This window comes from Patescibacteria group bacterium (assembly GCA_040387855.1).
In the GTDB taxonomy this organism is placed as follows: Bacteria; Patescibacteriota; Minisyncoccia; order Phycocordibacterales; family JAKAEA01; genus JAZKCY01.
The window spans coordinates 409,341-424,679 of record JAZKCY010000001.1 but is presented as its reverse complement, the minus strand read 5'-3'; the positions used below and the strand labels follow the sequence as shown (position 1 = coordinate 424,679).

Here is a 15,339-nt window from a genome sequence, read left to right as displayed (position 1 = left end):
ACTATTTGATAGGTTGCTCTACAGTCACAAATTTTGTTTCTGTCACATCAATAGCACTTCTAAAGAGAACTTTTTCAAATGAGTCTGCATCTGAAATTTGAATTGAAGTAATTGCTCCAAATATATATTCAGGATGTTCTGCCATAACAACACTGTCTCCTTCTTTGATTGAGGCGTTGCGAGGTAATTTCACTTCAAAATTCCCTCCTCCTTTTCCAAATGCAGTGGTCTCTACGGCCTGTGGACCAATAAGCACTTGAACTTTCTGTTCAGGTGATGAATACAGGACAACATTAGAACTATGAGCAGCTGTAGTGGCAACTTTGCCTACAAGCACTGAACCGTTAACAACAACAGTATCTCCAACAACAACTCCCTCCTGATCTCCAGCATCAATTATAATAGTGTCATAAGGAGAAAAACCTGGTTTTGAAATAATTCGAGCTACGATGGAAGTAGTGGATGCATTCTCTCTTCCTAGTAACTTTCGTAGTGATTCGTTTTCTTCTGTTAAAATATTTTTTTCTAAAACAGTAGCTTCCATGAGAGCTAGTTGTTCACGCAAAGAACGATTGTGCTCAAGAAGCGTTCGTTTTGATTTTAAAACTCCCCAAATAGTATCTGTAGCATTTTCTACAGCTGCTTGGGAGTACATGATAGGAACACCTGCAGCATGTGTTGCCGGCATAAACAATTGTGGAGAAAGCCAATTTATGAGACCCACAATAGCAGCAATAGCGAATATGATAAGAACAGAGACTGCTCTTTTTTGACTTCTACGTTTAGTATCTCGCGGCTGGTAGATCATCTTCGTTTTGAATCAAAATATCTTGATATTTTGGTATATTTTCTAAAATAATACCAGTTCCACGGGCAACAGCAGTAAGAGGATCCTCTGCCACATGAACAGGAATTTTCAGAAAGTCTGCAAGTAACACATGAAGTCCCTTTATAAGAGCCCCTCCACCAGTAAGGTAAATCCCTCGGTGCATGACATCAGCAATAATTTCTGGAGGTGTAGTTTCAAGAACTTCTTTTGAAGCTTCAAGCAATGTCTCTATAGATTGAGATGTTGCTTCTCGGATATCAGCATCTGTAATAACTACTTCACGTGGCAAACCAGTAACGAGATCTCTTCCCTTAATTATAGATTCCATGGGAGTTTCTCCCGGCAATACTGCGCCAATTGTAATTTTAATTTGCTCTGCAGTCTTTTCACCAATTAAAATTTTAAATTCACTTCGGATATAGGTAGTGATATCTGCATTAAGCTTATCACCTGCTATTTTTAGATTTTTTGAAACAACAACACCACCAAGTGATATAACGGCAATATCGGTTGTTCCACCACCAATATCAATAATCATATTTCCAACTGGTTCCATTACAGGCAAGCGAATACCAACAGCAGCGGCCATAGGCTCTTCAACTATATATACTTCTCTAGCTCCTGCGTTTTTTGTAGCATCTCGAACTGCTCGTGTCTCAACATTGGTAATTCCTGATGGCACACCCACCACTACTTTTGGACCGAGAAACTTTTTTGTATCTTTCTGCGCTTTGTTTAGTAGATAGGTAATCATTTCTTCTGTCACCTCAAAATCTGATATAACTCCGTCTACAAGCGGTTTTACTGCGATAATATGCTGAGGAGTACGTCCAAGCATATCTTTTGCTTGTGTTCCAATTGCAACTACAGTTCCTGTCTTCTGATTGATTGCAACTACTGATGGTTCATTAATTACAATTCCACGACCACGTAAATAGACCAATGTATTAGCAGTTCCAAGATCGATGCCGATCTCATTGCTAAACATTTTTGTAAGTCTTTGTCGGAAATTTTTGAACATTATACTTTTTAAATCTTTATAGGGTGAACAGTTCTTCTTCGGTAATACTTTGTATCTCTCCTGTCTTTCGTACTTTCATTTCTAGTTTTCCAGCTTCCATTCCCTTGTCACTTACTATTACTCTATATGGAATTCCTATCAGATCTGAATCTGCAAACTTTTCTCCTGCTCGAGCGTCTCTATCGTCATAAAGCACTTCAACATTTTTTTCACTAAGCTTTTTGTAGAGCTCATCAGCATAGTTTTTTGCTTTATCATCTTTTCCACCAAGTAATATAAGGTGAATTTTAAATGGTGCTATACTTTCTGGCCAAACAATACCTTTTTCGTCAGATAATACTTCTACTATGGTTCCCATAACACGTCCCAAACCAATACCATAACTACCCATAATAACTTCCTTACTTTCACCTGTACTTGTTGTGTATTTCAATTCAAGTGGTCCTGAATAAAATGTCCCTAGTTTGTAGATATTTCCTACTTCAACTGATTTATCCTGTATTAATTCTTCTTTTTTAATACCTAGCATTTCAAGAGTTTCATCATTGTAGACTTCATCGTTAATAGCTATATTTTTCCCTTTATGGATATAGATATTATCTTCCCCTGCTCCAGTAAGTGTTTGAAATTCATGAGAATATTTTGAACCAAATGATCCACCACTTGCTAATGTTAAATATGTTTTATCTCCAAGACCCACACGATTAAATATATTTTTGTATGCAACAATAGCTTTCTCATAAAATGTATCGAGTTCTTCTTGAGTTTTAGAGAAAGAATACAAATCTTTCATCAAGAATTCTCTACCACGAAAGATTCCACTTTTTGCTCGTGTTTCATTTCGAAATTTAGTTTGAAACTGATATGGATATTGAGGGAGATCTCTATATGAAGTTATATAATCTTTCATTACTACAGTAATTGCAGGTTCATGAGTATACGCAAGACTAATATCTGTATCGTTTTTTAACTTAGTCTTAAACCATACATCAACATTCTTATCATCCCATCGATCTACTGCTTCCCATTTATTTTTATCTTGTAGCGCAGTAAGTTGTACTTCCTGTCCTTCTATTGCATTCATTTCTTCTCGAATAACATTCTCAATATTATTTAAAACTTTTAGTCCAAGTGGTAAATAAGAATACACACCTGCCATTTCTTTGTGAATATATCCGGCTCTAATAAGAAGCTGAGCATTTTTTGAGACTTCGTCTTTTGGTGCTTCCCGACGTGTTTTTGTGAAAAGAAAAGATTGTTTCATGTAGTTGAATAGTACAGGAAAATTCCTGTTGGGTCAAAACTAATTATAAAGCCTAAAATAACAGTATTTTATTGATCAGGAGCAGGTTCTGATGGGGTTGTAACTGGCTCTTCGGCCTCTGGTGCTGGCTCAGGTGTAGGAGTTGGTTCTGGAGTCGGTGTTGGCTCAGGCTGAGGTTCTGGGGTTGGTGTGGGTTCTGGTTCCGGTGTTGGAGTTGGCTCTGGGGTCGGAGTTGGTTCAGGTTCTGGTATAGGCTCCGGAGTTGGTGTGGGTTCCGGGGTTGGAGTTTCTATTTCTGACTCACTACCACTTGCAGATCCAACTGGTTGAGCTGGCTCTTCAGTTTCAGCTGGAACTTCTTCTTGTGGTTTATTTTGTTCTTCAAGCATTCGATTCACTTCATCTCTAATTCTAGCTTCTTCAGATTGTCGTCGAGCTTCCTCATCTTTCTGCTGTTGAATAGCAGCTCGTTCTGCAGCTCCGATTGATTTTGATCGTTCTGATTCTGGTTCTTCATTCACAGCAAGTGTCTCTGTCTTTTCTTCATCTTTATTTTCTGGAGGAATCACAGGAACATATCCATTGAATACTTTTTCCTGTGAACTCAATACACTTCCAAGAAGGCCGGAATATTCAGTAGCAACAATTTTTTGTGTAGCACCTTTAGTTATTTCTATCTTTTGTACATTTTTAAGATATGCCAAATGACTATCTACCATCTGACTTAATTGCTCAGATACAAATAATCCAAGATCTTTACCTTGCAATGCTTCTTTAGACACTACCAACGTTTTTTGTAATGTAGCACGCTGCCAGATATCATCAATAAGATCAATTGTATCGTAGCTGTACCCTACATTGTAATTAACTGCATCTTCAGTAATTGTAGTAATCTTTAGATTTGGGTTAAATGCATTTAAATTTACACTAATAATATAGGTATTATCAATAGATACAACAGATTCATTTTTTAAAACTATTGCATCACGTGCGGTAGGACTCGCAGCAAAAGTCACTCCAGTTCCAAGTAACAGAAACATAACTCCGAGAGAAAAGAAGTTATTATATTTAACAAAATTTAGTAGTTTTTTCATAATCTAGAATACCAATCCGTACTCTAGATTATACACTACGGCACTATAATACTTTTCCACAGGCCTTCCCAATAAACAAATGGAGCAATATTGTCTGTGTATTCCATATGAACAGCTAATGATGGTATTGGAGTAAACAATTGAACAGAATGTCGCCATACTCTATCGACAGTCGTACCCTCATGAATCACTTCATGTTCCCCGTAATGTGTATGCCGCATATAAATGTCCCAATACTTAAGCAGTGTTTTTTTTGAAAACCAAAATGAGCTAGTAGAAAACAAGTTTGTTCTCCAATGACGATACTTACCTAATACAATCCTTGCTGGTTCCATCCAAGGATTACGATAACTATCAGGATCATCATTTGCTAAGAGCGCAACTTCTTTATCACCCAGGCTAGCCTTTACCCAATCGTACATTTCAATCATTTCAGAGATCGCAGACGGAAAGTGAAGGTAATCATCTTCAATAAAATAGATAACATCTCGAGCATGATCTCTACCATATTCATAGCAAGCCATAAGCGATGCAGCATGCCCCGGTTGTTCTATCTGAATTAGTTGTGTTGGATGTTTTGAAGTTGCTAAAATTCTTTTCAAGCCAGCAACGCATGATTCTGTTGAGTGATCATCTACTATTACTATTTTTATTTCGTGGTCATCTGGCGAAACGAGATTCGCAGAATTTATGAGTGAAGTGGTACATGTTAAAACCAACTGTTCTTTTGGTACTTGTAGAAAACGTGTGCCTGGTCGCAAGTTACCTGTAGAATGAGTTCGTAAAATAATATCTAATTTCATAAATGTGATGTATCCATTGAATCCCACAAACTTTTCCAATCAATAAATGGAGACATTCTCAATGTATGATGCATATGAATTGCCAAGCTTGGCATAGGAGTAAAAAGGCGAACAGACTCACTCCAAATTTTATTTATTGTTGCAGATTCATTAGACTTCAAACCTGTACCATATTGAGTAAATGCCATAAATGTATCCCAAAAATCCAATAGTACTTTCTTTGATATCATGAAGGTACCATTTGTAATTGTATTTGTTCTCCAATAGCGATTTTTGCTCAATACTATTCGGCTGGGATGAATCCAACCTGGTTTATAATTATCGGGATCATCATACGGCAATAATGCGATATCTGTTCCCCCTAAATTGGATTGGAACAGCTCATATGATTCAATCATCTCTACTAGAGCGCTCGGATTATGTAGATAATCATCCTCTACAAAATAAATAACATCACGCGCATTATCATGCGCATATTCATAACACTTTTTTAAAGAAGCATTATTTCCCGTATCTTCAAGATGTATTAATATATAGGGATATTTAAGATCACTCACCATTTTTTTAAGCTTCTGCATACATAATTCAGAAGAGTGATCATCTATTATTGCTAGCTTTATATCATGAGCACCTTTGATAGTATCTATTGATTTTATTAAAGAAAAAACACATTTAATAAGCATTTCTTCCTTAGAATCCGTCATTACTCTTTTTTCTGGATGCACATTACCTAAAGAATGTGTCCGTAAAATAATATCTAATTTCATAGTTTATCGATGCTAGCCTCGACAAGGCTTCATAACTCGCACACCGATTTTAATTTCCTGACATACATTATTTTCATGTTCCATAAGTGAAGAAGCTTTTTCTTGAGATATAAATTTCTTTTCTAAAGCTTGCTGTATTTCGGGGACAAACACATATTCAACACGTTCTATAGCAACATCTATTGCATACATAAGTCCAAGCTTTGTTTCTTGACCTCCACGCTTTTCGTCTTCCCTGTTACGTAGCTGATCAAACATGGCAATACCAACAGGAGTAATAGGACGTACATGTGTAGGATCATGTGCAAAGTTTTCATGCCTCCAGTGTGGAACTCGAATAAAAATCTGAGCATTGGGTTTTGATACGCGCCATATTTCTTTCCATACTGAAATATATGTTTTTGGGTCCACACCAATGTGCTCCAAAACATGATCTAATCTGATCTCGTCAATCGAACTATCTTGCCAAGGCCATGGGGTCGATTCTATATCAAACACCTGATCAGGCTTACATACAGCCGAATTATCTACATTTATATATCCATCCAGTTTATTGAAGCCACAGCCAAGATTTAATTTCATAGTGTTACTGTATAGCATCCCAATACTTTTGCCAATCAACAAAAGGAGGTTTGTGTTCTTCGAATTGCATATGAATAGCGAGTGTTGGAATTGGAGAAAAGAGCTGAATATCTGGACCCCACAGTTTATTTACCGTTTGATCTTCATCTACAAAATTACCCTCCCCTTGCCACATTTTTTCAAATAATTCCCAATATTCAAAAACTGCTTTCCGAGAAGAAAAAAAAGTAAGTGTTGAGTGTCGAGTAGTTCTCCAGTGACGGTGTTTGCCAAGAACTATCATTGATTGATATATTCCTTGAGGTTGATATCGATCTGGATAATCAACGGGATAAAATGCCACTTCTTTATTGTTTAAGTTATTTTTAAACTCAGTTTGTTGCTCGATCATTTCCAGTAATGATGTAGGGAGGTGTAAATAATCATCCTCCACAAAATAAACAAGCTCTTTACCATAATCACGAGCATATTCGAATGATTCTCGTAACGATGCTTTATTACCTGTGTCTGTTACATGAATTATTTTATGTGGATGTCGTGAAGTTGTTAGCACATCTTCAAGTGCTTCAATACATTTCTTTTCTGAATGATCATCTACAATCACAATTTCAATATCACGGTTTACAATTTCTGCTGCCGACACTATAGATTTAAAACACTTAACAACAAGTTCTGTTTTACTTACCCCAGCAAATCGTACTCCATCATGAACATTATCACCAGTATGGCATCTAAAGATTATCGAACATCCTTGTTCTGAATTTATTGTACGTCGATCCACAACCCATGTAGGGTGAATTACTGATAATCCTTGAGGGAATATTTCTTGCACAGCTTGAACTAATCCAGGGAATGCTTCAGTAAAATCATCCCCAGCAATGACTCCATCTGACTTTAATTTGGGTAACCAAGCCTTAATATCTCTTTTTACGCTTTCATAATCATGTGCAGCATCTATATAGATAAAATCAAGAGATCCGTCTGCATAACGTGAAGCTGTAGCAGCGCTATCTCCATCGATAGCATTTATGTACTCTTGTACTGGCTCAATATTCTCTTTAAAAACCTCAAAAAGATTACCGTCTTTAACAGCTTGATCTTCGTTTTCTAAGTATGTATCTTTCGAGCCCTTCCAATGGTCAATACAATCAAATTTTATTCGCTTTCCACTGTTGGCAATCTCAACTGCCATAAAAACAGCACTCTTTCCTTTCCAACTTCCAACTTCAACAAAATGCGCACCATCAGGTGCATTTTTAACAATGTCAGCAAAAAAATATTCTGCAAAAAACCATCCTTGAATATTTGTATGGAAATGTTTCATACTTAACGTATTGGATTATGTCCAATTTTCCCATGGTTCACCCTGACTAAACTTTGCTACAAGCTCAGGACCAAGGACACTTATAGGATCAGCAGAGATTTTTGATACGACAGATCGAACATCATGTAATCCTGGATACTTCCATATTGAATCATCACTCATAGTAAGCTGCTTTATGTTATGCAAATCATGCTCAAAATAAGGGATTTCTAAGAAACTATATATTCGTTTTAGATCACGCTCGGGATTAGCAATAAATTTATTGTAATCCACAAATAATAAACGATCACTCAAGCCGGAAATGACAGCATCACGAGTATAATTGATACAACTCCCTACAGGACCTTCTTCATTCATAAAGTAATCACAACGTGTAGATAATGTAGATTTCGGACCAAGTACTTCATCCACCATTGTGAGAGTTAATGGATTCTTTTGTCGCAATACTTCAAATGAAGTGAGTATTTCTGCAATAGGACGAACAGGAACAATTACTTTCACTTTTCTGTCTAATAACTTTTCAAGCAATAAAATATAACGAATCCAATGACGCTCTTTATCTAGGATAATTGGTTTAGATGTTGCAGCATGATAGCTATCTAAAATAGCTCGCAAGGTATACATCTTTGCTTCTTCATTAGGAACTTCCTTATGAAATTCTATTTTATCCCAATTAGTATTTACTCCGTTTACAATACCAGCCAAACCTGAAACGGGTGCACCGAAAATAGTAGGATTTTGGGCAAGCAAACTAATGAGCATAGTACTACCAGAACGCGGTAGTCCTGCTACGAAATGGAGCGTCTTTTTTGTGTGATTTTGCATTGGATCAATACTAGTACGTATTACTTGAGTTGTCGATTCTTCTAATGCTTGTCGTACCTTTATAAATGAGGCTTCCCAGTTTGTGTCTGATTCTTGTCTATACAACGTCACGCTTTTATACCATGGAGTTTTATTCCCAGGCATAGCCCACGTATAATATGGCATTAGTGGAACAATAATCCATGTTTCTTTGCCCATTGCTGCCGCCATATGAGCAACACTTGTACATGAAGTTATTACTAAATCTAAGTTTGCAATAACTCCTGCTGTATCTTCCCATGTATTCATAAGACCACTTAAATCGACAACTTCAGGAGGTAACACTTTCAAATCCGAATCACGTTGTAAACTAAAAAATTTAGCATTGGGAGTTTCAAATACATCCAAGATATGCTTGAAAGGGAATCTTCGCATTTGTTCATGTTCAAATTCTGCATTGCCAGACCAGCGTATTCCAACTTTCAACACTCCATTATCAGCATTAACAGTCTTATTCCATTCTGCAATTTTCTCTGGTAAAGCAGTAATATAAGCTTCACTTGGAAGTGTTTCATAAGTGTGACCACACACTCTTACAGCGCTCATAGCAGGTACCCATGCATCAAAGTACTCATCTTGAATGTGATCTAAAGAAATAGTTTTGGCGACGCCTGAAACTCGAGAGAACACGCTTTGCAAACCTTTATCACAAGCTACTATAACTGTTCCACCTCTCTCTGCTATATCTTTAGCAAAACGAATATTAAGAATTTCATCTCCCAATCCTCCTTCACATCGAAGTAAAATAGTTTTTCCTTTGGCATTTTTCCCATCCCATAAGGGCTTATCTGTTTGAAGTGCGGGTGAACCAAATACCCCCACATTTCTTCCTCGATCTATGAGTTCCATTCCCCGCTGTAAATCACCTTCATTCAATACGTGCCATCCTTGGTTGAAAGCTATTCTATGATCATTGGGAAACTTATTACTCAGATCTTCAATAATTTTTTTAGATTCTGCAACTTTACCACGAGCGCTCAATATAAGCTGAAGATCCAACATATATGTTGGATCTTGCACTACTAATTGCCGAGCTATTTCTTCTGCTTTTTCTAATGTTCCAGATATTTCTAGAATTTCAGTAAGGGTTGCCATAAAATATTATTTAATTGAAATACTCATCAGTCCATTTGGACCGTTACCCAATGTACGCCAATCGTTCATGGTACCTATTTTAATTGGGCTCGATTTACCCGGCATGTTGTTATCTCCGATTCTACCATTAAGACGAGTTCCCCACATCCATAATGTCCCATCGGCTCTCACAGCACCACTGTGGTTTGGTCCAGCTGAAGCAGTACTCCATGTAGAAACCGTACCAACTTGAATAGGACTAAGATATTGAGTAAATGTACCGTCTCCCAATTGTCCGGATGCATTGTAGCCCCAGGCCCACAAAGTTCCATCAGCTTTCCATCCAAGAGAGTGTTCTGCACCTGCAGACACCCCAGCCCAAGTAGTGAGCGTACCAATTTGAATTGGACTTGAGAAGGTTCCACCCGTATTATCTCCAAGCTGTCCGGAAGTTCCAAATCCCCATGCCCACAATGTCCCGTTTGTTTTGATTGCTAATGAATGCTGAATTCCTGCTGATACAATTGACCAATCATTGAGCGTACCAACTCGAACAGGACTTGATTTAGCCACATTTGAACTATCGCCTAATTGCCCATAAAAATTGTAACCCCATGACCACAATGATCCATCAGCTTTTATTGCATGAGAGTGGTTTCCACCAGCAGTCACACTTGCCCAGGTATTAAGTGTACCAATTCGTACCGGGCTTGATTTGGTAGTGGCTGTATTATCTCCAAGTGCACCCACACTTCCAAGTCCCCATGACCAAATACTACTATCTGTTTTTCGAGCAATAGAGTGAATATTTCCAGCCGACACACTTGCCCATGTGTTTAAAGTTCCAATCTGTACAGGACTTGATTTTGTAACATTCGTATTGTCTCCTACTTGGCCTGACGTGTTTGCTCCCCATGCCCACATTGTACCGTCAGTCTTTATAGCTACAGTATGTGAATCACCAGTATCAATAGATTGCCATGTAGATAGCGTTCCAATTTGTACGGGGCTTGATCTTGTAACAGCGGTATTGTCTCCCACTTGGCCCCCAATTCCCCATCCCCAAATAGTATTATTTGTTTTCCATGCAACGGTGTGTGAGGCTCCCATAGATACAGTTCCCCAGTTTGTTAGCGTACCGATTTGAAGTGGTGTGTTCTTAAGTCGTGCAATTCCATCTCCAAGCTGACCATAGTCTCCCTTTCCCCAGGCCCATAGCGTACCGTCTGTCTTTCGAGCAATAGTATGCTCTAGTTGGGCAGAAGCTGAAGCCCAATCAGATAAAGTCCCAATACGCACAGGACTTGATCTGGTTGTAGTAGTATTATCTCCCAATCTTCCGTTTGTATTTATTCCCCATGCCCATAATGATCCGTCAGTTTTCCACGCAACATTGTGAGATGCACCCGCTGAAATACCTTTCCAGTTTGTAAGAGTCCCAATACGAACAGGACTTGATTTTGTAACAGCAGTATTATCTCCCATTTGTCCAGAGGTGTTCAGACCCCATGCCCAAATACCACCGTCAGTTTTTATTCCTAGTGCATGTTGGCCTCCTGCAGAAATACCAGACCAGTTACTTAATGTTCCAATTTGCACTGGACTAGATCTATTTGTAGTAGTGCTTTGACCCAAACGACCATACAAGTTACTACCCCATGACCAAATAGTATTATTTGTTCGACGCGCAACGGTGAATGTACTTCCTGCGGACGTTTCTGCCCAAATTGAGAGTGTTCCTACTTGTACTGGACTTGATTTAGAAATTGCTGTGTTATCTCCCATTTCTCCGTTTGCACCAGATCCCCATGACCACAATGTTCCGTTAGTTCTTACAGCACTTGAGTGGCCTGTACCTGAAGCTGCCATTTTCCATACATTAAGGGTACCAATTTGGACTGGACTTGATCTGTTCGTGGTTGTGTTATCTCCCAAACGACCGTATGAGTTTCTACCCCATGTCCACAGTGTTCCATCTGATTTCCATGCATGCACGGTACTAGCACCAACAGCTACACCCTCCCATGAAGTGAGTGTACCCACTTGTAACGGACTATCTTGTTGACTTACATCATTATTTCCTATTTGACCGAGGGAACCTACTCCCCATGCAAACATACCTAGATTATATCTTTTTAAAGCAAACGAAGAATGAGAACTGCTCCCTGCAAAAATGGAATCCCATTCTGTTAGTGTTCCAATTTGCACAGGACTCGATCTATCAGTAGTGGCATTATCCCCCAAACGACCGTATGTAGCATATCCCCAACTCCAAATAGTTCCATCTGATCTTTTTGCCAGTGTGTGGTCATAACCAGTAGCGACATGTAGCCATGAGCTTAATGTTCCAATTTGTACTGGACTTGATTTATTGGTTGCAGTATTATCTCCAACTTTTCCAGCCCAACCCCAACCCCACAATGTACCATCTGACCTTCGGCCTATACCATGTAAGTTCCCTGCATGAATACTACTCCAGGTTGTAAGAGTACCGATTTGTCCAGGGCTTGATCTGTTAACAACCGTACTGTTACCAATTTGTCCAAGATTGTTATTGCCCCATCCCCAAATGGTACCATCGGTTTTTCTTGCCAATCCAGTTCGGTATCCGAAAGACATATGATCCCATGTTGTCAAAGTTCCAATTTGAATAGGACTTGATCTATCTCCTGCAGCATTGATTCCAAGTGCCCCATAGGTGTTTCGGCCCCATGACCACAGTGTTCCATCACTTTTTCGCGCACCTGATATTTGACCACCGGTAAAAATATGGGTCCAAGTACCTAAAGTCCCAATCTGAACTGGGCTTGATCTATCTGTAATATTATTTTGGCCAAGTTGACCACCACCATTAAACCCCCATCCCCAGATCGTTCCATTTGTTTTACGAGCTAAAGCATGAAATTTTGCTGTACTAACAGTATCCCAATCACTGAGTGTTCCAACTTGAATTGGACTTGATTTTGCAACTGAATCTGTATTATCCCCCAAAGTTCCGAATATCCCAGCGCCCCATGTCCATAGTGTCCCATTTGTCTTGATTCCCGCCGAAAATGTGTATGCTCCAGAGAGCATTTTCCAATCAGAAGTTGTACCTAGACCAACAGGACTTGATTGACTCGTTAATGAGCTATTACCAATTTGACCGGAAGTATTTTTCCCCCAACCAAAAAGATAACTATTATCAATAATAGCTACAACCGTTTGTTGAATTGCTCTCATTTTTGCTCCTAGTCCAAACATAGTGCAATAATCAAAAAATATTAAGCCATAGCACTCATTGCCAACACTCCATACCATGTAGTACCAGCATCAACCGTAAAAAAGGTAAGTATATCTATCCCTGACGAAGTAAGTGTTGGCGCTGCTCCACTTGGCCATTTTGTACCACTCATCCATGTTTGAGTCTGGCTACCGCCGTTTGTAAGAATAAGGGTAAAACTCCCAGCTTTTCCTGATGCAGGTGGATTTGTCACAGACCAGACAGTTGCACCAGTTGTTGTTGCTGTTACGACATTGCCCAGTGAATAATCAATTGCCTCAGCACCTGACGCACTACCAATTGCATTTACACTTTCTGCACTGTCTCTAAATTCAGCAGACTCCGCACGAATATCATTAAAGTCAATTCGATTACGCGATACATTTATAGCCATAGATACTATCTATTATACATTTTTATAAATGCGTCTTCAATGCCTTTTGTTACTAGTTTATCCTCATTTTTAGGGAACTTTTCACGCATTTTTTTACGCAATTCAGCCAATTCATCAAAATGACTTGCCCAATAAACTGCGATATCTACATATTCTTGAGGATTATGTGCAATACATGAATCTAATCCAACTTTTTTCATAACAGTTGGACCGTTACGCTCATATTCTGTTACTCCTTCCATAACGATAGATGGCACTCCACCCCACAGACCATGAAATACAGTAATACACCCTGTAAATGGAAATGGATCTAATAATATATCTATATCATTGAAAAATTTCACATAATCTTCAATCAATTTTTGATCAATTATTTTAATTCGATCTGAACTAATACCTCTTAGTTCAAATTTTGTAAGTACCGACTGTTTAAGCGTGTCATTACCCTTGAGCGAAAATACCAAGCGTGATGTTGGTATCTTTCTTAAAATATCTGCCCATACATCATAAACATGAGAAGTAATCTTTTTATAATTATTTAATGAGGCAAATGTTATAAACCCATTTTTTAAAGCTGGTAAATCATCGATATCAGGCAACTCCATAAGTGGATCGAACGTAAAAGAATTTGTAACTCGCCATAACTTTTCAGTATAGTATTTTTCAGAATCAGGTACTGACAAATTAAAATCTGTAATTCTATAATCCATATTTTTAAGACCCGTAGTATTCATATATCCCAACCACGCTACCTGTATTGGAGCAGCCCGAGCTGCAAAAATCAAAAGTCTATTACTGCCAGTATGTCCAGATAAATCCACAAGAATATCTAAATTATCTGACCTAATGAGTTCTAGTGTATCTTCATGCGAAAGTGCTTGTATATCGCGCCAGGTATCACCATAATTCTTTATTTTCTTGGTAACATCATCTTGACTATGCGTATTATTATAGATATGAATATTGAATTTTGATCTGTCATGATTTTTTATAACAGGAACAAAAAGATGCGCTACAGGATGCTCTCTTAAATCCCCTGAAACATAACCAACTTTGATTTTTCTTTTACTACTATCATGAATATTTTTCTGATACAGATAGTTACTATTTGTATTATTTTTATCAAATATATGAAACTTATAATGTTCTACAAACATTGCTTCACGCGACATTGGTAGATAATTTAGTGTTAAAAAAAGGTCACTGTAGGCTGTAGCCGCAGTAGGACTAAGAGCGATATACCTGTAATAATACGACAGTGCTTCAGCGTGTCGTCCCATTTCTCCATACGATTTAGCAATATTTTGTAACACAAAATATGCCTGTGGATTTTGACTTAGTATATGGAGACATGTTTGTATAGACAACTCGAAGTCACCTGTTTCATTATAGGCTCGCCCCAAAGTGTTGTGTGCTTCTAAATAATTAGGGACTAATGTAATTGCTTTTTTTAGATGAAATAGTGCCTCACCAAACATACCTTTTTCTAAGTATGCTAAACCTTGTGCATGTGCTGCTTGTGCCTGTAATTCAGTGTCCGTCATGGCATGTAGGCAGAATTATTTAAATGAATCTTTTTCGATGATAAGCAGTGGCTCACCATCTTTTTCAGATATAGTGAGTTTTTTTTCTGATTCTTGAAAATTGAAATTCTGAAAATCTACATTACGTATTACTTTATCTGAGAAATGTTCAGTAACAGAATTAAATACTTTCCCAAGTACAAAAGCAGCACCTCCAAAAAGTGCAAGTTTGATCATGTTTCGACGTGTCTTTTTTTGTACTTCTTCTGAAGCCGTATGTTTGTGATGTACTGCCATATACCAAATTAGAACTAACTAGTTGTATCAGTTTTTTTCTGATCAGTTGTTTTTAGTTCACTTTCCTCAATTTCTTTTTCAATCTCACGCTTGCTCTTTTTATATTCTCCAGACATTCTTCCCAGACTTCGTGAAAATTCAGATATTTTACTACTACCAAAAAAGAGTAATCCAAACGCTAATACTATAATTATGAGTTCTGGTACGCCTAATCCAAACATAGATTTTATATAATTTATAA

14 protein-coding genes are annotated in these 15,339 nt (G+C 37.9%); all 14 read right to left on the bottom strand.

The features are described 5' to 3' along the window. Nucleotide 1 precedes the first annotated feature (1 nt). Nucleotides 2-808: a rod shape-determining protein MreC gene (gene mreC, locus V4519_02350; GenBank protein ID MES2436827.1), complete on the bottom strand. Its 807-nt coding sequence runs from the start codon at nucleotides 806-808 to the stop codon at nucleotides 2-4. Beyond that, nucleotides 783-1,850, bottom strand: coding sequence for a rod shape-determining protein (locus tag V4519_02345; GenBank protein MES2436826.1), 1,068 nt, complete (start codon nucleotides 1,848-1,850; stop codon nucleotides 783-785). The genes mreC and V4519_02345 overlap by 26 nt, the downstream gene beginning before the upstream one ends. A 16-nt stretch (nucleotides 1,851-1,866) precedes the next feature. Beyond that, a complete protein-coding gene (locus V4519_02340) occupies nucleotides 1,867-3,114 on the bottom strand; it encodes an aminoacyl--tRNA ligase-related protein (protein ID MES2436825.1) in 1,248 nt (415 codons plus the stop codon). Between the two features lie 68 nt (nucleotides 3,115-3,182). Next, nucleotides 3,183-4,208: a hypothetical protein gene (locus V4519_02335; GenBank protein ID MES2436824.1), complete on the bottom strand. Its 1,026-nt coding sequence runs from the start codon at nucleotides 4,206-4,208 to the stop codon at nucleotides 3,183-3,185. A gap of 35 nt (nucleotides 4,209-4,243) precedes the next feature. Further along, nucleotides 4,244-5,011 (bottom strand): glycosyltransferase, encoded by a 768-nt coding sequence (locus tag V4519_02330; GenBank protein MES2436823.1) that lies wholly within the window; start codon nucleotides 5,009-5,011, stop codon nucleotides 4,244-4,246. Continuing rightward, on the bottom strand, nucleotides 5,008-5,778 hold the full coding sequence (locus tag V4519_02325; protein ID MES2436822.1) for a glycosyltransferase family A protein: 771 nt from the start codon (nucleotides 5,776-5,778) through the stop codon (nucleotides 5,008-5,010). Before V4519_02325 ends, V4519_02330 begins: the two co-directional genes overlap by 4 nt. 12 nt (nucleotides 5,779-5,790) lie before the next feature. Further along, complete coding sequence (locus tag V4519_02320; protein MES2436821.1) at nucleotides 5,791-6,360, bottom strand: hypothetical protein; 570 nt, start codon at nucleotides 6,358-6,360, stop codon at nucleotides 5,791-5,793. 4 nt (nucleotides 6,361-6,364) lie between these two features. Then, nucleotides 6,365-7,684: a class I SAM-dependent methyltransferase gene (locus tag V4519_02315; GenBank protein MES2436820.1), complete on the bottom strand. Its 1,320-nt coding sequence runs from the start codon at nucleotides 7,682-7,684 to the stop codon at nucleotides 6,365-6,367. A 15-nt stretch (nucleotides 7,685-7,699) separates the two neighbouring features. Next, nucleotides 7,700-9,643, bottom strand: a complete 1,944-nt coding sequence (locus tag V4519_02310) for a sulfotransferase domain-containing protein (protein MES2436819.1) — start codon at nucleotides 9,641-9,643, stop codon at nucleotides 7,700-7,702. Nucleotides 9,644-9,649: 6 nt separating this feature from the next. Next, nucleotides 9,650-12,865, bottom strand: coding sequence for a hypothetical protein (locus V4519_02305; protein ID MES2436818.1), 3,216 nt, complete (start codon nucleotides 12,863-12,865; stop codon nucleotides 9,650-9,652). Between the two features lie 20 nt (nucleotides 12,866-12,885). Next, nucleotides 12,886-13,278, bottom strand: a complete 393-nt coding sequence (locus V4519_02300) for a hypothetical protein (GenBank protein ID MES2436817.1) — start codon at nucleotides 13,276-13,278, stop codon at nucleotides 12,886-12,888. Nucleotides 13,279-13,283: 5 nt separating this feature from the next. After that, a complete protein-coding gene (locus V4519_02295) occupies nucleotides 13,284-14,822 on the bottom strand; it encodes a tetratricopeptide repeat protein (GenBank protein MES2436816.1) in 1,539 nt (512 codons plus the stop codon). A gap of 15 nt (nucleotides 14,823-14,837) precedes the next feature. Beyond that, nucleotides 14,838-15,098 carry a hypothetical protein gene (locus tag V4519_02290; GenBank protein ID MES2436815.1) on the bottom strand — a complete coding sequence of 87 codons (261 nt, stop codon included), beginning with the start codon at nucleotides 15,096-15,098 and terminating at the stop codon, nucleotides 14,838-14,840. A 14-nt stretch (nucleotides 15,099-15,112) separates the two neighbouring features. Then, nucleotides 15,113-15,319, bottom strand: coding sequence for a twin-arginine translocase TatA/TatE family subunit (locus V4519_02285; protein MES2436814.1), 207 nt, complete (start codon nucleotides 15,317-15,319; stop codon nucleotides 15,113-15,115). Nucleotides 15,320-15,339: the final 20 nt, after the last annotated feature.

What these genes read in the sequence shown, in the direction of transcription:
- V4519_02305 (MES2436818.1), bottom strand. Translation starts at nt 12,865, where the DNA reads ATGTTTGGACTAGGAGCAAAAATGAGAGCAATTCAACAAACGGTTGTA.
- V4519_02325 (MES2436822.1), bottom strand. Translation starts at nt 5,778, where the DNA reads ATGAAATTAGATATTATTTTACGGACACATTCTTTAGGTAATGTGCAT.
- V4519_02335 (MES2436824.1), bottom strand. Translation starts at nt 4,208, where the DNA reads ATGAAAAAACTACTAAATTTTGTTAAATATAATAACTTCTTTTCTCTC.
- V4519_02285 (MES2436814.1), bottom strand. Translation starts at nt 15,319, where the DNA reads ATGTTTGGATTAGGCGTACCAGAACTCATAATTATAGTATTAGCGTTT.
- V4519_02300 (MES2436817.1), bottom strand. Translation starts at nt 13,278, where the DNA reads ATGGCTATAAATGTATCGCGTAATCGAATTGACTTTAATGATATTCGT.
- V4519_02320 (MES2436821.1), bottom strand. Translation starts at nt 6,360, where the DNA reads ATGAAATTAAATCTTGGCTGTGGCTTCAATAAACTGGATGGATATATA.
- V4519_02340 (MES2436825.1), bottom strand. Translation starts at nt 3,114, where the DNA reads ATGAAACAATCTTTTCTTTTCACAAAAACACGTCGGGAAGCACCAAAA.
- V4519_02295 (MES2436816.1), bottom strand. Translation starts at nt 14,822, where the DNA reads ATGACGGACACTGAATTACAGGCACAAGCAGCACATGCACAAGGTTTA.
- V4519_02345 (MES2436826.1), bottom strand. Translation starts at nt 1,850, where the DNA reads ATGTTCAAAAATTTCCGACAAAGACTTACAAAAATGTTTAGCAATGAG.
- mreC (MES2436827.1), bottom strand. Translation starts at nt 808, where the DNA reads ATGATCTACCAGCCGCGAGATACTAAACGTAGAAGTCAAAAAAGAGCA.
- V4519_02330 (MES2436823.1), bottom strand. Translation starts at nt 5,011, where the DNA reads ATGAAATTAGATATTATTTTACGAACTCATTCTACAGGTAACTTGCGA.
- V4519_02290 (MES2436815.1), bottom strand. Translation starts at nt 15,098, where the DNA reads ATGGCAGTACATCACAAACATACGGCTTCAGAAGAAGTACAAAAAAAG.
- V4519_02315 (MES2436820.1), bottom strand. Translation starts at nt 7,684, where the DNA reads ATGAAACATTTCCATACAAATATTCAAGGATGGTTTTTTGCAGAATAT.
- V4519_02310 (MES2436819.1), bottom strand. Translation starts at nt 9,643, where the DNA reads ATGGCAACCCTTACTGAAATTCTAGAAATATCTGGAACATTAGAAAAA.